The organism is Herbaspirillum sp. NPDC101396, assembly GCF_044767365.1.
Taxonomy (GTDB): domain Bacteria; phylum Pseudomonadota; class Gammaproteobacteria; order Burkholderiales; family Burkholderiaceae_D; genus Herbaspirillum.
In genome coordinates, this window is record NZ_JBIWNT010000002.1 from 452,326 (window position 1) to 469,948 (window position 17,623).

Annotated in this window: 21 protein-coding genes and 1 tRNA gene; 12 read left to right on the forward strand and 10 right to left on the reverse strand. The window is 55.9% G+C overall.

From position 1 onward, the window contains the following. Positions 1-3: 3 nt before the first annotated feature. From ACIROY_RS07115 to tatC, 4 genes are all read left to right on the forward strand, one after another. Positions 4-387: a histidine triad nucleotide-binding protein gene (locus ACIROY_RS07115; protein WP_116434260.1), complete on the forward strand. Its 384-nt coding sequence runs from the start codon at positions 4-6 to the stop codon at positions 385-387. 83 nt (positions 388-470) lie between these two features. After that, positions 471-692 (forward strand): Sec-independent protein translocase subunit TatA, encoded by a 222-nt coding sequence (gene tatA, locus ACIROY_RS07120; protein ID WP_016834683.1) that lies wholly within the window; start codon positions 471-473, stop codon positions 690-692. Positions 693-832: 140 nt separating this feature from the next. Further along, positions 833-1,333 (forward strand): Sec-independent protein translocase protein TatB, encoded by a 501-nt coding sequence (tatB, locus tag ACIROY_RS07125; RefSeq protein WP_402277036.1) that lies wholly within the window; start codon positions 833-835, stop codon positions 1,331-1,333. Positions 1,334-1,375: 42 nt separating this feature from the next. Beyond that, entirely contained in the window at positions 1,376-2,149 is a 774-nt protein-coding gene (gene tatC, locus ACIROY_RS07130) for a twin-arginine translocase subunit TatC (protein WP_402277034.1), read from the forward strand. Between the two features lie 71 nt (positions 2,150-2,220). Here the strand turns inward: tatC and ACIROY_RS07135 are convergent, their stop codons facing one another. After that, positions 2,221-2,907, reverse strand: a complete 687-nt coding sequence (locus ACIROY_RS07135; protein WP_402277032.1) for a DUF2461 domain-containing protein — start codon at positions 2,905-2,907, stop codon at positions 2,221-2,223. A 14-nt stretch (positions 2,908-2,921) separates the two neighbouring features. Next, positions 2,922-4,094: a Do family serine endopeptidase gene (locus ACIROY_RS07140; protein ID WP_402277030.1), complete on the reverse strand. Its 1,173-nt coding sequence runs from the start codon at positions 4,092-4,094 to the stop codon at positions 2,922-2,924. A 25-nt stretch (positions 4,095-4,119) separates the two neighbouring features. Here ACIROY_RS07140 and ACIROY_RS07145 point away from each other — a divergent pair, with 25 nt between their 5' ends. Further along, positions 4,120-4,890 carry a Nif3-like dinuclear metal center hexameric protein gene (locus ACIROY_RS07145; RefSeq protein ID WP_402340804.1) on the forward strand — a complete coding sequence of 257 codons (771 nt, stop codon included), beginning with the start codon at positions 4,120-4,122 and terminating at the stop codon, positions 4,888-4,890. Between the two features lie 81 nt (positions 4,891-4,971). Here ACIROY_RS07145 and mscL read toward each other — a convergent pair whose 3' ends face one another. Further along, positions 4,972-5,403, reverse strand: coding sequence for a large conductance mechanosensitive channel protein MscL (gene mscL / locus ACIROY_RS07150; protein WP_402277026.1), 432 nt, complete (start codon positions 5,401-5,403; stop codon positions 4,972-4,974). 253 nt (positions 5,404-5,656) lie between these two features. On the opposite strand from mscL, the gene petA reads away from it, so the two are divergent. The 6 genes from petA (at position 5,657) to ACIROY_RS07180 (ending at position 9,909) form a co-directional block, all read left to right on the forward strand. After that, positions 5,657-6,265 (forward strand): ubiquinol-cytochrome c reductase iron-sulfur subunit, encoded by a 609-nt coding sequence (petA, locus tag ACIROY_RS07155; RefSeq protein ID WP_053195379.1) that lies wholly within the window; start codon positions 5,657-5,659, stop codon positions 6,263-6,265. Positions 6,266-6,267: 2 nt separating this feature from the next. Then, positions 6,268-7,674: a cytochrome bc complex cytochrome b subunit gene (locus tag ACIROY_RS07160; RefSeq protein ID WP_402277024.1), complete on the forward strand. Its 1,407-nt coding sequence runs from the start codon at positions 6,268-6,270 to the stop codon at positions 7,672-7,674. A 22-nt stretch (positions 7,675-7,696) separates the two neighbouring features. After that, a complete protein-coding gene (locus ACIROY_RS07165; protein WP_116434252.1) occupies positions 7,697-8,461 on the forward strand; it encodes a cytochrome c1 in 765 nt (254 codons plus the stop codon). Positions 8,462-8,554: 93 nt separating this feature from the next. Then, complete coding sequence (locus ACIROY_RS07170) at positions 8,555-9,166, forward strand: glutathione S-transferase N-terminal domain-containing protein (protein WP_016834673.1); 612 nt, start codon at positions 8,555-8,557, stop codon at positions 9,164-9,166. Between the two features lie 151 nt (positions 9,167-9,317). Further along, complete coding sequence (locus ACIROY_RS07175) at positions 9,318-9,809, forward strand: ClpXP protease specificity-enhancing factor (RefSeq protein ID WP_402341389.1); 492 nt, start codon at positions 9,318-9,320, stop codon at positions 9,807-9,809. 24 nt (positions 9,810-9,833) lie between these two features. Continuing rightward, a tRNA-Thr gene (locus ACIROY_RS07180) sits at positions 9,834-9,909 on the forward strand. Positions 9,910-11,047: 1,138 nt separating this feature from the next. On the opposite strand, the gene ACIROY_RS07185 is transcribed toward ACIROY_RS07180, so the two are convergent. From ACIROY_RS07185 to ACIROY_RS07215, 7 genes are all read right to left on the reverse strand, one after another. Then, the gene (locus tag ACIROY_RS07185) at positions 11,048-11,353 is read right to left on the reverse strand and encodes a hypothetical protein (protein ID WP_402340807.1); all 306 of its coding nucleotides are present in this window, start codon (positions 11,351-11,353) and stop codon (positions 11,048-11,050) included. A gap of 450 nt (positions 11,354-11,803) precedes the next feature. Continuing rightward, entirely contained in the window at positions 11,804-12,127 is a 324-nt protein-coding gene (locus tag ACIROY_RS07190) for a hypothetical protein (protein ID WP_402340810.1), read from the reverse strand. An 829-nt stretch (positions 12,128-12,956) separates the two neighbouring features. Continuing rightward, positions 12,957-13,265 carry a hypothetical protein gene (locus ACIROY_RS07195; protein ID WP_402340813.1) on the reverse strand — a complete coding sequence of 103 codons (309 nt, stop codon included), beginning with the start codon at positions 13,263-13,265 and terminating at the stop codon, positions 12,957-12,959. A 103-nt stretch (positions 13,266-13,368) separates the two neighbouring features. Beyond that, positions 13,369-13,626: a hypothetical protein gene (locus tag ACIROY_RS07200; RefSeq protein WP_402340816.1), complete on the reverse strand. Its 258-nt coding sequence runs from the start codon at positions 13,624-13,626 to the stop codon at positions 13,369-13,371. A gap of 153 nt (positions 13,627-13,779) precedes the next feature. Then, a complete protein-coding gene (locus ACIROY_RS07205) occupies positions 13,780-14,556 on the reverse strand; it encodes a DUF4189 domain-containing protein (RefSeq protein ID WP_402340819.1) in 777 nt (258 codons plus the stop codon). Between the two features lie 360 nt (positions 14,557-14,916). Further along, positions 14,917-15,444 (reverse strand): Atu4866 domain-containing protein, encoded by a 528-nt coding sequence (locus tag ACIROY_RS07210; protein ID WP_402340822.1) that lies wholly within the window; start codon positions 15,442-15,444, stop codon positions 14,917-14,919. A 3-nt stretch (positions 15,445-15,447) separates the two neighbouring features. Then, positions 15,448-16,518: an aldo/keto reductase gene (locus ACIROY_RS07215; protein ID WP_402340825.1), complete on the reverse strand. Its 1,071-nt coding sequence runs from the start codon at positions 16,516-16,518 to the stop codon at positions 15,448-15,450. A 199-nt stretch (positions 16,519-16,717) separates the two neighbouring features. On the opposite strand from ACIROY_RS07215, the gene ACIROY_RS07220 reads away from it, so the two are divergent. After that, positions 16,718-17,602 carry an AraC family transcriptional regulator N-terminal domain-containing protein gene (locus tag ACIROY_RS07220; RefSeq protein ID WP_402340828.1) on the forward strand — a complete coding sequence of 295 codons (885 nt, stop codon included), beginning with the start codon at positions 16,718-16,720 and terminating at the stop codon, positions 17,600-17,602. Positions 17,603-17,623: the final 21 nt, after the last annotated feature.

The window sequence follows — 17,623 nt, forward strand, 5'->3', positions numbered from 1 at the left end:
GCTTTGGACAACTGTATTTTTTGCAAGATCGCCGCCGGAGAAATCCCGTCGAAGAAGGTCTACGAAGACGACGACGTGCTGGCGTTCCACGACATCAACCCGGCCGCGCCGGTGCATTTCCTGATCATCCCGAAACTGCACGTCGCTACGCTGGCCGACTGCGGCGAGAAACATGCGGCGCTATTGGGTAAAATGGCCCTGCTTGCGCCAAAACTGGCGCAGGAACAGGGATGCGGCTACCAGCTTGACGCGACCGGCAACAAGACCGGCGGTTTCAAGACGCTTTTCAATACAGGCCCGGACGGCGGCCAAGAGGTGTACCATCTCCACATGCATGTCATTGGCGGCGCCCATCCGTGGCGCACCAAGTCCGTGCTGCAGGGATAAGGACAACGCATCCGGCCTGGCAGGAATATTGCAACAAAGATTTATTTGAATACAGGGCACGCGTGTCCGCTTAGGAGAGAAAAATGGGTTCGTTCAGTATCTGGCATTGGTTGATTGTTCTGGTGATCGTCATGGTGGTGTTCGGCACGAAGAAGCTGGGCAATATGGGTTCCGACCTCGGCAAGGCCGTCAAGGGCTTCAAGGACGGCGTCAAGGGCGAAGAAGAAGACAAAGACAAGCCTGTCGCCAAGGATCAGACCATCATCGACGTGCAAGCCAAAGACAAAGAAAAATCCGGCAGCTGAGTCTTCCGCCGACGCCCGCACCGTTTCGCCGCTTGTGGTTTGGCGAGGCTGCGCGGGCTATCGTTGTTCCTGATGCCCCGCCGGCCCGGCCTCGCGCACGCTGATTTTCTCGGCATTCACTTTCGATTGTTACCCTTGCAATGATTGATATCGGACTTTCCAAGCTGGCTCTCATCGGCGTCGTCGCGCTGGTGGTGATCGGTCCTGAGCGCCTGCCCAAGGTGGCGCGTATGGCCGGTTCGCTGTTCGGCCGCGCGCAACGCTACATCAACGAGGTCAAGACGGAAGTCAGCCGCGAGATCGAGCTGGAAGAACTGCGCAAGATGCAAAAGGATGTGCAAGACGCCGCCGGGGACGTCCACAGCAGCATTTCCAAGAGCGTCGCCGATGCGGAGAATTCCATCCACGATGCCTGGAACGACAGCAGTTCCGGCAGCAGCACCAGCTGGAGTACAACGCCAAGCCCGGAAGCGCTGGTCATCAAAGCCAAGAATTTTCGCAAGAAGAAACTGGCGCGCACTTCCGGTGTTCCTTCGTGGTACAAGAACCAGAGCGGCCGCCGCACCCGCGTGATTTCCGCCGCGGCGCGCGTGGCCAAATATCGTCCTATCGGCGCCGGCAAATCGGCCGGTTTTTTCTAATCCCGATGGACTTGTTTTCCATCCCACTCCTGCAGTAATTCCATGGCCGAAGAACAGAAAACGTCAGGTAGCGAAGATACCTTCATTTCGCATCTGATCGAATTGCGCAGCCGCGTGGTGAAAGCGTCGGCAGCGGTGCTCATCATCTTCCTGTGCATGATGCCGTGGTCCGCGCATATCTTCGACTTGCTCGCGGCGCCGATGATCAACGCGCTGCCGGTCGGCAGCAAGATGATCGCCACCGGCGTGATCACGCCGTTCCTGATCCCGGTCAAGGTCACCATGCTGATGGCCTTCATGATTGCGCTGCCATGGGTGCTGTACCAGATGTGGGCTTTCGTCGCGCCGGGTTTGTATTCGCACGAGAAGCGCCTGGTGGCGCCGCTGGTGATTTCGTCCTCGCTGCTGTTCCTGATGGGTGTGGCGTTCTGCTACTTCTTCGTGTTCGGCGTGGTGTTCCCCTTCATCAATAATTTCGCGCCGAAGTCGGTTTCGGTGGCGCCGGATATCGACAGCTACGTCGACTTCGTGCTGACCATGTTCCTGGCCTTCGGCATTACCTTTGAAGTGCCGATCATCGTGATCGTGCTGGTGCGCATGGGCCTGGTGCCGTTGGCCAAGCTCAAGCAGATCCGCCCTTACGTGGTGGTCGGCGCCTTCGTCATCGCCGCCGTGGTGACGCCGCCGGACATCATGAGTCAGCTGATGCTGGCCGTGCCGCTGTGCCTGCTGTATGAAGTCGGCCTGCTGGTGGCGCCGATCTTCGAGAAAGCCACGCGTGCGCCGGAACAGCGTGAAGACACCGTCGGCAGCTGACCGGCACGAACCTCCGATATTGAAAAAGGCCACTGCATGCAGTGGCCTTTTTGTTTTGCAGCGGATTCAATTCACTCCGCAATGATCAGCGGAACCTGGCGCAGCCAGCTCACCAACGGATAGGCGTCCTTGAATCCGGCCAATACTTCCTTGCCGATATCAGCCGGGATCTTCTTCTTCAGGCTCGATTCCTTCCAGACGATGAAGTTTTTCAGCTTGATGTACTCGAGATGCGGACTGTCGGCGTCGAAGCCTTTCGGCGGACGCGTCAGCTTGCCTTCTTCCTGCAAGCCGCCGTAGTTGTCCTTGATGGTCTTGTTCCTGAGCACTTTGCTGAAGCCGGCAGCATCTTCAATGACGCGCTGGCGAATCGCGCGCAGGCGATCCGATGGCGGCATGTATTCGCCGCCCGCGATCAGCAACTGGCCGTCAGCGTCGATGTGGAAGTAGTACGCCGGGCCGCCACCCGAGCTCGGCTTCTTCAGGCCGCTCGCGGTCAGCGACGCCGAGAAGTGCGTCTTGTACGGGCTCTTGTCGTGCGAGAAGCGCATGTCGCGGTTGATGCGGAACAGCGCTTTCTTCGGATTGCAGCTGGCCATGATGGGATCAAACTTGCTGATGTCGGCGATCAGCTGCGTCACCAGTTCAAGGAACTCCGCGCGCAGGATGTCGTAGCGTGGCTTGTTCATGACGAACCAGGCGCGATTGTTGTTCTCCGACAGTTCGGCGAGGAATTGCGTCAGGTCACGGATATGCATGTTGCGTTCTTTCCTTACTCTCGTTCTTCACGTTTCGGCGGCGGACGTTTGCCGACGACGATCTCCAGCGTGGTCTCCTGCGCCTTGCGCAGCACCGTCATTTTCGCCTTCTGCCCCGGGATAAGCTGGGCGATCAGGTTCAGCATTTCGGTGGTGTCGGTGACCGGTTTGTCTTCCACGCTGATGAGGATGTCGCCCGGCTTCATGCCGGCCTTGTCGGCGGGACCGTTCTTGAGTACACCGGCAATGATGGCGCCGGTCTTCTTGGTCAGGCCGAAGCTCTCTGCCAGCTCAGGCGTGATGTCCTGCGGCTCGACGCCAATCCAGCCGCGCACGACCTGGCCGTGGTTGATGATCGCTTCCATCACGGTCTTCGCGGTCGACACCGGAATCGCAAAGCCGATGCCGAGGTTGCCGCCGGTGCGCGAATAAATCGCCGTGTTGATGCCCAGCAGGTTGCCGTTGGTGTCAACCAGCGCGCCGCCCGAATTGCCCGGATTGATCGCCGCATCGGTCTGGATGAAATTCTCGAAGGTATTGATGCCCAGGTGATTGCGGCCCAGCGCCGAGATGATGCCCATGGTGACGGTCTGGCCGACGCCGAAAGGGTTGCCGATGGCCAGCACGATATCACCGACGGTAGCCTGCTCGACGTGCGCCAGCGTGATCGCAGGCAGATTGGGCAGGTTGATCTTGATGACCGCCAGATCGGTCTCGGGATCGGTGCCGACCACCTTGGCGGACGCCTTGCGGCCGTCGGCCAGCGCCACTTCGATTTCGTCGGCGGCTTCGACCACGTGGTTGTTGGTCAGGATATAGCCCTGCGGGCTGACGATCACGCCCGAACCGAGGCTGGATTGCTTGTCGTCCTGCTGTTGGTCCTCGAACTGGTCGCCGAAGAACTTCTTGAAGAACGGATCATCCATGAACGGATTTTTTTGCGGCCGCGCTTCCGTCGTGGTGAAGATGTTGACCACCGACGGCATGGCCTGGCGGGCGGCGTCGCGATAGGAGTTCGGGGTGGGAGCGCCCGGTGCGGCTTCCTGCATTTGCACCGTGGAGGAGGCGGAGCGGACCCGGGAACCGAGCGTACCGCTCGCCCAATCGGGCTTCAAGGTAGCTACAATGAACCAGACCGCCAAACCGACAGTCACGGTTTGAGCAAACAACAGCCAAAAACGTCGCATATTGAAATAAAGATGAGGATGAAAGATGACCCTGCGCACAGCAAATAGGGAAGAGCTTGCCAACTACCTGGCGCAAACGCTGAATATCGCACAATACCGCGATTATTGCCCAAATGGGCTACAGGTGGAAGGGCGCGGGGAAATCGGCCTGGTTGTCAGCGGCGTCACCGCCAGCCAGGCGCTGATCGAAGCGGCGCTTGATCTCAAGGCCGACGCCATCCTGGTGCACCACGGTTATTTCTGGCGTGGAGAGGACGCACGCGTAATCGGCACCAAGCACAAGCGCCTCAAGGCGCTGCTGGCCAACGACGTCAATCTGTTCGCGTATCACCTGCCGCTGGATGGCCATACGGAACTCGGCAACAACGCGCAACTGGCGCGCCAGCTGAGTCTGGTCGGCAGCGATCGCTTCGGCGAAGACAAGCTGGGCTGGCTGGGGGGGCCCGAAGCCGATGCCAACATCGCCACGGTCGGCGACCTGGCGCGCCTGATAGAGCGTCGCCTCGGCCGCGCACCGCTGCTGATCGGCGACGCCGGCCAACCGCTCGGCAAGATCGCCTGGTGCACCGGTGCCGCGCAAGGCTTCCTGGGCGACGCCATCGCCGCCGGCGCATCGGTCTACATCAGCGGCGAAATCTCCGAGCCGACCGTGCACCTGGCGCGCGAGACCGGCGTCGCCTACATCGCTGCCGGCCATCATGCGACCGAGCGCTACGGCGTACAGGCGCTCGGGGCGCATCTTGCGGGCCACTTCGGCATCCGCCATCAGTTCGTCGACATCGATAATCCGGTCTGATTTCTTGATTTCCTGCATTCCGCCGCAGCATGAAAAAAGCCCGCATCGCGGGCTTTTTCGTTGGCGCGGGGTGGAATCCGCTTACTTCTTCAGCGAATCGCGGATTTCTCGCAACAGCACGATGTCTTCCGGCGGTGCGGCAGGCGCAGCAGGCTCCGTCGCTTTTTCATGGATGGCCAGGTCGCGCGCCTTGTTGATCATGCGCACCATCTGGAAAATGATGAAGGCCAGGATCAGAAAGTTGATCAAAATAGTCAGGAAATTGCCGTAAGCGAACACCGCGCCGGCTTTCTTCGCTTCAACCAGCGTCAACTGCGTTCCCTGGCCATTGAGCGGCAGGTAATAGTTGGCGAAATCCAGCCCGCCGAAGATGCGGCCCACCACCGGCATGATGATGTCCTGCACCAGGGATTCCACAATCTTGCCGAACGCGCCGCCGATAATCACGCCTACTGCCAGGTCGACAACATTTCCCTTTAGCGCGAAAGTGCGGAATTCTTGCATCATGCCCATCTTTTTCTCCTAGAAATTGTTGCAAAACAATGCAGTCGGTTATATCGTGCTTCGATTAAAAAGTAAATTGCTGGCAATTTATTGCACAATACAAAGCACGAGACATTTTCCTGTGGGGCTTGAAATATTAAAAAAGTTCCATAAATTGCATTTCCCGAATCTTATTCGCTTTAAAAGGCATCCCAGGTTAGTTATAATCTAGGGTTGCTGGAAGTTCCGTGCAGTTTTCGTATTTTCACTAATTGGGGTTGGTATGAGTAACGAAAAACAGGTCGACTCCAGTCGACGCGGATTGCTTGTCGCGACTTGTGCGGCAGGTGGTGTGGCTGGATTGGCTACAGCGGGGGCATTTGTTTCCACCTTTCAACCATCCGAGCGCGCCAAAGCCGCCGGTGCACCGGTTGAAGTGGACATTTCCACATTGACGCCGGGCGAAATGCGCACCGTAGAGTGGCGCGGCAAGCCGGTGTGGATCCTCAAGCGCACGCCGGAAATGATCGAGTCGCTCAAGAAGGTCGATGCCCAGGTGGCCGACCCGGAATCCAAGCGCACCGAATTCTCGACCACGCCCGAATACGCCCTCAATGAATGGCGTTCGATCAAGAAGGACCTGCTGGTCGTGGTCGGCATCTGCCCGCACCTCGGCTGCTCGCCCAGCTCCAAATTTCAGACCGGTGCGCAACCGTCGCTGCCGGACGACTGGCAGGGCGGTTTCCTGTGCCCCTGCCACGGTTCGACGTTCGACCTGGCGGGCCGGGTCTACAAAAACAAACCGTCCCCAGACAACCTCCAGGTTCCACGGTATATGTTTGAAGGTGACACCAAGCTGGTCATCGGCAAAGATGAGAAAGGCGAGGCGTAAGCATGGCTGCATTCCACGAAAAACAATTGCCCAAAGACGCACCGGTATCCGCCAAAGCATTGAACTGGGTTGACGCCCGCTTCCCTCTGACTTCCACTTGGAAAGCGCACCTTTCCGAATACTACGCTCCCAAGAATTTCAACTTTTGGTACGCCTTCGGTTCGCTGGCGCTGCTGGTGCTGGTCATTCAGATCGTGACCGGGATTTTCCTGGTGATGCACTACAAGCCCGACGCCACGCTGGCGTTCGCTTCGGTCGAATACATCATGCGCGACGTCCCATGGGGCTGGCTGGTGCGCTACATGCACTCCACCGGCGCCTCGGCGTTCTTCATCGTGGTCTACCTGCACATGGTGCGCGGCCTGCTGTACGGTTCCTATCGCAAACCACGCGAACTGGTCTGGCTGTTCGGCGTCGCCATCTTCCTGTGCCTGATGGGCGAAGCCTTCATGGGCTACCTGCTGCCATGGGGTCAAATGTCCTATTGGGGCGCGCAGGTGATCGTCAACCTGTTCGGCGCGATTCCTTTCATCGGTCCTGACCTGTCGCTGTGGATCCGCGGTGACTACGTCGTCTCCGACGCCACGCTGAACCGCTTCTTCTCGTTCCACGTGATCGCCATTCCGCTGGTGCTGATCGGCCTGGTCGTGGCGCACATCATCGCGTTGCACGAAGTCGGTTCGAACAACCCGGACGGCGTTGAAATCAAGGAAAAGCTGGACGCCAACGGCATCCCGCTGGACGGCGTGCCGTTCCATCCTTACTACTCCGTGCATGACATCATGGCGGTTGCCGTGTTCCTGATCGTGTTCACCGCCGTCGTGTTCTTCGCGCCGGAAATGGGTGGCTACTTCCTCGAATACAACAACTTCGTCCCGGCCGATTCGCTGAAGACGCCGCCACACATCGCACCGGTCTGGTATTTCACACCGTTCTACTCGATCCTGCGCGCCACGACATCCGACTTCATGGTCTACCTGATGGCCGGTGTCGCCGCCTACGTTGCGCTGCTGGTGTTCCGCTCCCAGCGCAGCGGCATCTTCAAGATCGCCGCGATCGTGATCGGCGTTGCCGTGATCGCCGGCATGGCCATCTTCGACGCCAAGTTCTGGGGCGTGGTGCTGATGGGCGTGTCCGTCATGATCCTCGGCGGCCTGCCGTGGCTCGATCATTCGCAAGTCAAGTCGATCCGCTATCGCCCAAGCTGGCATAAATATGTCTACCTGGTCTTCGGCGTCGCTTTCGTTGCCCTCGGCTACCTCGGCGTGCAACCGCCGACCGCCGTCGGCACCACGATCGCCCAGATCGGCACCTTCATCTATTTCGGCTTCTTCCTGTTGATGCCATGGTGGAGCGCATTGGGCCGGTTCAAGCCGGTTCCAGACCGCGTTACCTATCATCCGCACTAAGCCAGCCGCCAAGAGGATAAAAATGACATTGCTGAAAAGACTGATCGCGACTCTCGTGCTGCTGCCGGCGCTGGCTTACGCCAACGAAGGCGGCTACCCGCTGGACAAGGCGCCGAATCGCACCACCGATGTATCGTCGCTGCAAAACGGCGCCAAGCTGTTCGTCAACTATTGCCTGAACTGCCACTCGGCGTCGGCCATGCGTTACAACCGCCTGCGCGACATCGGCCTGACCGAAGACCAGATCAAGAACAACCTGCTCTTCACCGGTGAAAAAGTCGGCGACCTGATGAAGACCACCATGCTGCCGCAAGACGCCAAGGCATGGTTCGGCGCCGTGCCTCCGGACTTGTCCGTGATCGCCCGCGCCAAGGCGTCCGAAGCCGGTTCCGGTCCTGACTGGATCTACACTTACCTGCGTACCTACTACAAGGACGACAGCCGTCCGACCGGTTGGAACAACATGGTTTTCCCGAACGTCGGCATGCCGCACGTCCTGTGGGAACTGCAAGGCATTCGCGCGCCGAAGTTTGCAGAAGAGAAAGATCCACATGAAGAAGGCAAGACCATCCACAAATTTGTGGGTTTTGAACAGTTGAAACCGGGCAAGTTATCCGCGCTCGAATACGACAATGCGGTGGCCGATCTGGTCGGCTACTTGCAATGGATGGGCGAACCCGCGCAAAATACGCGTAAGCGCCTCGGCGTCTGGGTTTTGCTGTTCCTGGGCTTGTTCCTCGTGTTGGCATGGCGTCTGAACGCCTCCTTCTGGAAAGAAGTCAAGTAAAGCAGAGTTTTTCGTGCCCGCGCAGTCTGCGGGTGTACGTATCGGGGTGAGGCGTACGGCGTCTCGCCCCTTTGTTTCTAAGGCACTACAAAAATGATGGTTCTCTACTCGGGCACAACCTGCCCATTCTCGCAACGTTGCCGTCTTGTCCTGTTCGAAAAGGGCATGGACTTTGAAATTCGCGACGTCGACCTGTTCAACAAGCCGGAAGATATTTCGGTCATGAACCCATACGGCCAGGTGCCGATCCTGGTCGAACGCGACCTGGTGCTGTACGAATCCAACATCATCAACGAATACATCGACGAACGCTTCCCGCATCCGCAACTGATGCCGGCCGATCCGCTGATGCGCGCGCGTGCACGCCTGATGCTGTTCAATTTTGAAAAAGAATTGTTCATCCACGTCCACACGCTGGAAAACGAAAAGACCAAGGGCGCCGAAAAAGCCCACGAAAAGGCCCGCTCGGAAATCCGCGATCGCCTGACCACATTGGCGCCGCTGTTCCTGAAGAACAAGTACATGCTTGGCGACGAGTTCTCCATGCTTGACGTCGCTTTGGCGCCGTTGCTCTGGCGTCTCGACCACTACGGCATCGAATTGTCGAAGACTGCAGCGCCGCTGATGAAGTACGCCGAACGCATCTTCTCGCGTCCTGCCTACATCGAAGCGCTGACGCCTTCCGAAAAGGTCATGCGTCGTTAATCGACAGAGCTCAGCAGCACGCAGCATCAAGCATCATCGCGCCTCGCCGGTTGATCCACACAAGGGACAATCGGCGAACGCATTTAAGACTGCCGCCTCGGCGCAAATGAGGCAAGCCAGCGCAGTCAGTCTTTCCGGATCGGTTTACGTCATGCCAGAAGTGTCTACCAAACCCTATCTCCTGCGCGCTATTTACGAATGGTGCACGGACAACGGCTATACGCCGCATATTGCGGTCGTCGTGGACGCCAGCACGCGCGTCCCGATGCAATTCGTCAAGAACGGCGAGATCGTCCTGAACATCAGTTTTGAAGCCACCAGCGGCCTCAAGATGGACAACGACTTCATCAATTTCAGCGCCCGTTTCGGCGGCGTCTCGCGCGACATCTCGGTCCCCGTCGAGAACGTCATCGCGATTTACGCCCGTGAAAACGGCCAGGGAATGGCCTTCGAAGCGCCGGCCGTACTGGCCGTCGGCGAGACCGAAGATGCCCCTGAATCCGCACCGGGATCCGCGCCGCCACCCGGCCTGGCATCGGTCCCGACCGCAGACAAAACCAACGCAAATAACAAGCCCGCACCCGACGATGAGCCGGAACCACCAAAAAAAGGTGGAAGGCCTGTACTAACCAGAATTAAATAGGTTATAATCGCCGTCTCAGTTTTTGCTGGCTTAGCTCATCTGGTAGAGCACCTGACTTGTAATCAGGGGGTGGCGGGTTCAAGTCCTGCAGCCAGCACCAGTATTTAAAAGGCCCACCGTTCGGTGGGCCTTTTTCTTTTGCTTCGCAACGCCCCTTTTTTGCGAAGCGGCCTGTTTTTGGTGATTTTATGCAGTCGCTAAAACTGGACGATTTTTACTCGCAAAAAAATAGCCCAAATTAATTGGGCTATTTTTTTGCTGATCACGTTAGCTTCGCTCACTTTGCGGACGATCACGCAGGCCGCTTGGATTTTGGAGTTATCTCAGCAGTGCCGCCACGAAGGCTTACTCTCCGGCATATCCACCAGTAGGCAAGTCCGCTTGCGAGCCCTGATCCTAGATAGTTCAAAGAATCATAAAAACCGGACTGTACCCAACGAACAGATGTGAACGGTTGAGCAAGCTCGATCCAGAGAGGTATGGCGCAGATAAAGCCAGCTATTCCGTACTGCCACCATCGCGTTAGACGAAACTTCCAAAACAAAAGTGCAAGCGGTAAGCCAACGATCAGCGCCGCAATTATCGCGAGAGGGAAGCCAATGAACCACATCAGGGGCAAGGCAGCACACCACGTCCCTGTTCCGTGGGCGAGCCCTACGCCGCAGGTTGTAAATGTGGCTCCAGTCATGCCAATAACGGCAGCGACCCCAAGCATCGACATAGTACGGAACACTGACTGGGTAGTTGGACGCATTGTTTCTTCCTGTGGTGCTGCTGCGGGCATTCTATCGAGCTAACTCTCGAGGTTTGCGAAACCACATTCCTAAAAAATACAGGATCGGTAATGAGAGCGAAGTAAAATTCAACATCGGAACCCTTAGGGGGCCAAATAGAGGGGGGTGTTCTACAATCCGGAGATGCTCTGCCGGAGGCTCAGGAAGAGTCCAGCCAATCACCAGGCTATAGCAAATAAAAAGCAAGATCAAAGATGCGGACGCAAAAAGCCAAGGGTGATTGATTCGCCCCCAAAAGAAGATCAAAGAGAGTGCTGTGTAAATAATAGGTAGAGCGAAGGCAAGCGCTAGTTCTAACTCTACTCCATCAGCAAACAGGTTTAACAAGTTATACATATTCTCGAGCTAAGTCGTAATTGCGCTTGCCGCTGTCATTTTCGGGAATTGATAACAGCGACCGTTATTGACCGGAAGCAGACGTCTAACGGCCTATGCAGGACTCGTCTAAGTGGTTTTGCGGAAGAAATACCCCGCAACGAGCAGTAGAAGAATTGCCGCTACTGAACACTGAATCATGAATACAGCATCTGCACCAAGCAGAGGCTTGTCCCCAGAGGCGCTGGCAGGGTCTCTATACTCCAAAAATGTATTTGCGCCAGGCCCATAGTAGAGTGCCACCAAGGCATACATGATGTTAAGGATCACGGTCGAGAGAATGACAAACAACCACGGTCGACTGAGGCTGTTCCAAGTGATGCACGAAAAACCTATGGTGAGCAAGGATGGCAACGCGATGAACAGCAAAAACATGACTCCCCTCTTTTTGATTTAGGTAATTGGCAGCTCCTGGTCGATTGCGGACCTCGGCGCTATGTTTATCGCTCAACTTTATCAGGAACAGCCCCGTATTCGCATTAAGAACTGGAAATTCCGCTTCGCAATTCGCAATTTAACCGCGTGTAATAAGCCTTTGCGACCGGCTATAAATCCTTATTGCGAAGCAGAAAATAACCTAAGTTATTGATTTTATGATTTCTGCGGCGGACTTGTAATCAGGGGTGGCGGGTTCAAGTCCTGCAGCCAGCACCAGTATTTAAAAGGCCCACCGTTCGGTGGGCTTTTTCTTTTTTGCGAAGCGGCCTGTTTTTGGTGATTTTATGCAGTCGCTAAAACTGGATGATTTTTACTCGCAAAAAAATAGCCCAAATTAATTGGGCTATTTTTTTGCCGATTAAGTCCGCTTCTGGCTGGTTGCGGCCGTTACTCGGAGGCTTCGCATTCTGTAATTTCGATGCAACCTGCTATTACTTCAAAACAGCCGAAATCTCCTTCGAGATTCAGTCGAGTAGGGGATACAAGTAATCCCTCAATTTCGCCGAGGCATGGTCGTCCGTCATCAGTACTGAGGCCCGCTCTGAAACTGAGGCCGTGAAAGAAAATTTGAACGTCAATGTCACCTAATGCGATGGCAGCGATTCGAACTTTCTTGCCTTCAACAGTAGTAGCTTCTATGGCTGCAAAGGTTTTATTTTCCTGCCAATCAACGGAAAGAAGATAGCCATCCAATATGTCTTCTACTTTCATGCGTAACTTCACATAATGAATCTAGACGTCGACTCTTGTTGGACTATTGCCGCAAGTGCATATTCAAAAGCGGCAGACGAAGTTCGTGGATGTTTTTATTGGACTTAAATTCTTCAATCTGGCGTAGCTCGAGAAGATATCTATCCCAGAACGAGTCCCATTTTTTCTTCTTCTTGGGAGACGGAACATGAAGCTTCCAATGAACCCGAATGCTTTCTCGACCACATAGTGGGCAGTGAAATGCGTCGATATTTTGGTCTTTGCGCTGCAATTTTTTGCAGTACAGGCAGGCAAAAGTTCGATTACTCATATATTTCTCTATAGGAAATGTACCGCTTTATGCTCTTGACGAACGTCCGCTTCTGGCCGGTTGCGGACTTATTTCTTCAGATTGAAGACCGCTTTCTGAGTCGCGACTGCTCATACGAAAAATGTAATGTTACAGACAACGGCAATCCAACCAGAACGGCAAAGACGCCATAGGGAATTCCTTGATGCATAACTACCATTCCGACAAGTGCACCTATGAGTGCAGATATAAAAGACAGTCCGAACCTGTAGGCTTGCTGTAGTGCTGTGTATATAGCAAGCTTCCAGAACTCAAACAATGCCCATATGCAGCCAGCGACACCTATTGCGGCTTGAGGATTCCCATCAAATAACTGATAAAGAGAGCCTCCTACGATATAGGGAAGTCCATAAAGAAAGACCAATGTAGTTGGAGCGCAAAAAATAAGTGCCTCTAAGAACAAAAATTTCCCACGCATGATTAACCATTTCCCTAAGACTAAATTTCTCTGCTAGGTCTGCTGTTGGCCGATTTCGGGCATCATCGCAAATGAGTGCCGTTTGGATTTATTGCATCTTCGTCTCGTCGCGTGGGATAGTAAATTTTCTTCTTTTCGAGTTCGTAGAACAGCAGTCCATGAATTCCCACCGCATTTTTCTTTTCAATCCTACGCTGCCAGATTGATTTGAAAGTCGCTGCGAGCACTGTAGCGTCGCCATTCTGCATGACCTCGTCTATAAAAGCGATGTCAGTTCCCGTAGGAAAAATCCTCGAAAACTCTTCTTCCGTTGCCGAGAAAATGTCATATACGGAATTTATTGCACCATCGATTACCTGGATATTCTTCACTTAAAGCTTCCTCTGTTTTACGCACCGATGTCTTATTTTGATTCTAAGTTATTCGCTAGTAGCGACTGCTTCCGCCCGTTTGCGGACGTGGGTAGTCAACCTTTCATAACGGTTCAATATCTGCAGGAAATTGGCTTGCTTTTTCCCACTCCATATCACTCAGATCTTCGTGAAAGTCGCGGCGATGCCATGCTCTATTGAGATGCGAAAAGACATGTCCAAGATCAATCCGTAGATTGGCGTCGTCATACTCTGGATCCTGGCGCATATCCTCGATCAAACTAGAGAGATGTTCTTTTGCGTCTTCCAATTCAGACATCAGTAAAGTCCATCCGACAGGGGCGTCTTCTTTTGTAATCATGACTTGGTCTTCTCTTAATCCAATGTCGGTTTCTGGCCGGTTGCAGACTCTTGTTCAAGAGATAGCGGTCGCGAACGCCCCTACGTTTCTTTACTTGCCGTCAGGGTACGCTCGAACAAGCATGCGAAAACCGGATGCATGACAATGGCTCAGCTACTTTTTGATTAGAACGATAATGCCGCCCGCGCCGGCATTGTCTTTGTTGACCCCCTTCAGGACGTTGTTGCTGATCTTGTTGAGCGTGTAATTGTCTGCGTTGTAATTACCGCTACCTGACACAAACACCGGGTTACTGCCATTGATGGCGATCGTTTCCCCCTGCACAGTAATCAGCGCATCTTCCTGAATCTGCTTGGTGACGCCACTGAAGGTATACGACAGCACGATAACGCCACGGAAGACACCATCGCCGACGGCGTTCGTTACGCGCACGATGCCGTTTGCCGAATAGCCGCGCGCCGTGGTGTAATCCAGCGTCCACTCGCCCAGCATGGTGAATGCATTGCCATCTTGCTTCGGCGTTTTTGCATTGGCTTGTCTGTCGTTCGCCTTTATCGTGTCGCAGCCCCACGCGCGCACAATGCAGCTGGATCCACCCTGGTTTCGGCATTCGGATAGGGCTCGCTGTTGCACGACGGCGCTGGTGGCCGCACCCTGCCACCAGCCGTAAACGGTAGAGCCGGCAGCCTGATCGGCAGCAAACGCGGCGCATTGGTTTTCAAAGCGTTTCACAATGTTGCAATCCGGGCCGCACTCTCTCTTTGCACGCTCGTCAGCGACGCCGTACGACGGATGGTTGAAAGAGAATCCGTATTCCTTGCCCTGCAGTGTGTCAATGGCCAGCGAGCCAGCTGCGAAAGCTGTGCCGGCGACAATAGCCGTAATCAGACCAATCACACCTGCTGCAATCTTTATCACTCCACCGTGCATACATTTCCCCTTTTTTATTGTTGCCTTCTGTGAAGGCGGCTTTTGCATTATTTTTGTACTGTTTTCACTGCCGCTTACTGCGACTGATGTCGTCTCTGAAGGCAGCACGGATCAATTTATCGGAATTGGTGCACTTAGACAAACATTTCCCTGTGCGACGCTTAGGTTGCGTGCCGTGGGGAAATTGTTACAGCGGATGAAAAGGCCCGCTCTTATCCGGGCATCAATCCTGCTGCACGATCGCTGTCGAGAACGTCGTCGCACGTTGCGATGTTGATCTGTCCGCAAGCCGGCAATTGCGCACTGCCGATTGGTGTTATTGATTTTTTCTACGTCGAACTTGTAATCAGGAGGGCGATTTCAAGTCCTGCAGCCAGCACCAGTATTTAGAAGGACCACCGTTCGGTGGGTCTTTTCTTTTTGCTCTGCGTTTTCGGCATTCGGCAAAATGTCAGTCGGTTCGACTCGCAGATAACTTCCGGAATTCGTCCTCGCCGAGGTGAGCCTCCGCTTACTTCTCGCGGTAAAAATCATGCCGCCGTGATGCAGTTCGTCATCGCCGACAAAGTCGCCGTCCGCTGTAAATCCGGTGTCGTCCCAGTAGTCGATATGCTTGCTTCTGACTTCATACCGCCCTTGGTACATGCTTTTTCTGGCGCCCCGCGCCTCGTCATACCGTCCGTTCGACAGCAGTTCCTGGCGGATACGGCCGTCTTTGGTGACCCACATGCCGATGTAGGGATGTTTTTTCATCGTGGTTCCGTAGTCTGTTTTGTTGATGGTCGGGTTGATGTTCGATTGGTCGGCGACCGAAGGCGCATGCACGAATGTGCAGCACGCAGCGCCGGCCAGGACGAGGCCTGGCCAGGCAGGCGCTTTGCGGACCACGGTTCACTTTCTGTCGGTCAACGTGGCATTGCCGAAGATCAGCTGCTGCGCCATCGGGCGTCCGATAAAGCGCTCGGGAAAGATCGGCGCCGGCGCGCTGGCTTGGTTCAGGCGAGTCAGTTGATCCTCGCTCAGCGTCACTTCCAATGCGCCCAGATTGTCTTCCGCCTGGCGCAACGTACGCGCGCCGATGATCGGCGAGACGACCGCCGGATTGTTCAGCGTCCAGGCAATCGCGACTTGCGAACGCGAGACGCCCAGCTCCCCGGCGACGACGCCGACCACATCGGCAATATCCAGCGAGCGCTGGTTCAGATGGCCCGTCGACGCGATCACACCTTTGCGGCTGGTGGCGACGTCCGCTTCGTTTTCATCGGAGAGATCGGCGCGGCCGTATTTGCCGGTCAGGATGCCGCCGCCCAGCGGAGACCAGGGCAGTACGCCAAGTCCCAGCGCTTGCGCCATGGGCAGAAGCTCGTGCTCCACGGTTCTTTCCACCAGGCTGTATTCGATCTGCAGCGCAACCAACGGCGACCAGCCGCGCAGGTCGGCGAGGGTCTGCAGCTCCGCCACGCGCCAGGCCGGCGTATTGCAGATGCCCAGATAGAGGATTTTTCCTGCGCGCACCAGATCGTCCAGCGCGCGCATGACTTCATCCGGCCTGGTAGTGAAATCCCACGCGTGGACGTACATCAGATCGATGCGATCCGTGTTCAGCTGGCGCAGGCTGGTTTCGACCGAGCGCACGAGATTGAAGCGGTGGTTGCCGCCGGAGTTGATATTGGCCAAGTCGCGGGCCATCGTGAACTTCGTGCCAATTACGAGCTGGTCGCGCTTGCCTTTCACAAAGCTGCCGAGAATGCGCTCGGAGGCGCCGTTCGTGTAGTTGACTGAAGTGTCGATGAAGTTGCCGCCGCGATCCACGTAGGCATCAAAGATGCGTCGTGCTTCTGCGTCATCGGCGCCCCAGCCCCAATCGGAGCCGAAGGTCATCGTCCCGAGCGACAGCGGCGAGACCCGCAGGCCGGAGCGTCCGAGAAGGCGGTAGTGGTTGAGTGAGGTCGGTGTGGTCATGGTCGTTTTCTCCGTATGAAGATGATTGAGTTGAGTGGCTTCCTGCGTAGAGCCGGTTCAAAAGCACTCTTCGCCTTGGGTCCATTCTCTTGATTTCAGGGAGAGCACCGGTAGACGGAATTTCCGGTAAGCTTGCACGATCGTCCGAGATCGCTGAAAAGAGCGCCCTCGCTAGCCAAAATCCGTGGAATGGAAACCCATGAGCCAGTCCGAGCTGTTCAGGAACGCCGTCGCGCGCCATGCCTTGACTGACGGCACGTTTGAATGCGCCCTTCCCGGCGTGAAGCTAATCCGCTGTTCGGCGCCGACCATGCCGATGCCGGTCATCTACGAGCCGACCGTCTGTTTCGTTGCACAAGGGCGCAAGCGCGCCTCGCTGGGCGCCAGTATTTTTCACTACGACCCGGCCAGCTATCTGGTGGCATCGGTCGGGCTTCCTGTGGTGGGCACGGTCGTCGAGGCGACCCAGGAGCATCCGTACCTGAGTCTGCAACTCGACCTCAATTCACCGGAACTAACGGAGCTGGCGTTGAGGCATCCGCGTCAGGCCGGGAAGGGTGGCCTCTCTGCAGGTCTGACCCTCAATGAAATGACCGCGGGCCTTCTCGATGCCGCCACACGCCTCGTGACGTTACTGGATACGCCTGATGACATCGAGGCGCTCGGACCGCTGGCGGTACGCGAGGTCTTCTATCGGCTGCTTTCCGGGCCAGGCGGCGGGGTCATTCATGCGGTCACGCAGTCCGACAGCCGGCATGGACAGATCGCCCGCGCGATCATCTGGATCAGGGCGCATTTCAAGGAAGTCTTTCGCATCGACGAGGTTGCCAGAATCGCCGGAATGAGTCGTTCGACGTTTCACGACCACTTCAAGGCCGTCACGGCAATGAGCCCGCTGGAATTCAGGAATCAGTTGAGAATGCAAGAGGCCCGTCGCCTGATGGTCGGCGATGGCCTGGATGCGGCAAGCGCGGGATATCAGGTGGGCTACGACGGTCCCTCCCAGTTTAGCCGTGACTATTCGCGCCTCTTCGGCGCCGCGCCGGCGAAGGATGCCAGCCGTTTTCGTCTGGCGGCCAAATGATTTTTTTCAGCGGGCATTGAA

Coding starts and splice junctions, on each gene's coding strand:
- ACIROY_RS07215 (WP_402340825.1), bottom strand. CDS start 16,518: ATGACCACACCGACCTCACTCAACCACTACCGCCTTCTCGGACGCTCC.
- ACIROY_RS07175 (WP_402341389.1), top strand. CDS start 9,318: ATGCCAGAAGTGTCTACCAAACCCTATCTCCTGCGCGCTATTTACGAA.
- ACIROY_RS07145 (WP_402340804.1), top strand. CDS start 4,120: ATGACCCTGCGCACAGCAAATAGGGAAGAGCTTGCCAACTACCTGGCG.
- ACIROY_RS07135 (WP_402277032.1), bottom strand. CDS start 2,907: ATGCATATCCGTGACCTGACGCAATTCCTCGCCGAACTGTCGGAGAAC.
- ACIROY_RS07185 (WP_402340807.1), bottom strand. CDS start 11,353: ATGTTTTTGCTGTTCATCGCGTTGCCATCCTTGCTCACCATAGGTTTT.
- ACIROY_RS07165 (WP_116434252.1), top strand. CDS start 7,697: ATGACATTGCTGAAAAGACTGATCGCGACTCTCGTGCTGCTGCCGGCG.
- tatB (WP_402277036.1), top strand. CDS start 833: ATGATTGATATCGGACTTTCCAAGCTGGCTCTCATCGGCGTCGTCGCG.
- mscL (WP_402277026.1), bottom strand. CDS start 5,403: ATGGGCATGATGCAAGAATTCCGCACTTTCGCGCTAAAGGGAAATGTT.
- ACIROY_RS07140 (WP_402277030.1), bottom strand. CDS start 4,094: ATGCGACGTTTTTGGCTGTTGTTTGCTCAAACCGTGACTGTCGGTTTG.
- ACIROY_RS07170 (WP_016834673.1), top strand. CDS start 8,555: ATGATGGTTCTCTACTCGGGCACAACCTGCCCATTCTCGCAACGTTGC.
- ACIROY_RS07200 (WP_402340816.1), bottom strand. CDS start 13,626: ATGATTACAAAAGAAGACGCCCCTGTCGGATGGACTTTACTGATGTCT.
- ACIROY_RS07205 (WP_402340819.1), bottom strand. CDS start 14,556: ATGCACGGTGGAGTGATAAAGATTGCAGCAGGTGTGATTGGTCTGATT.
- ACIROY_RS07190 (WP_402340810.1), bottom strand. CDS start 12,127: ATGAAAGTAGAAGACATATTGGATGGCTATCTTCTTTCCGTTGATTGG.
- ACIROY_RS07160 (WP_402277024.1), top strand. CDS start 6,268: ATGGCTGCATTCCACGAAAAACAATTGCCCAAAGACGCACCGGTATCC.
- petA (WP_053195379.1), top strand. CDS start 5,657: ATGAGTAACGAAAAACAGGTCGACTCCAGTCGACGCGGATTGCTTGTC.
- tatC (WP_402277034.1), top strand. CDS start 1,376: ATGGCCGAAGAACAGAAAACGTCAGGTAGCGAAGATACCTTCATTTCG.
- tatA (WP_016834683.1), top strand. CDS start 471: ATGGGTTCGTTCAGTATCTGGCATTGGTTGATTGTTCTGGTGATCGTC.
- ACIROY_RS07220 (WP_402340828.1), top strand. CDS start 16,718: ATGAGCCAGTCCGAGCTGTTCAGGAACGCCGTCGCGCGCCATGCCTTG.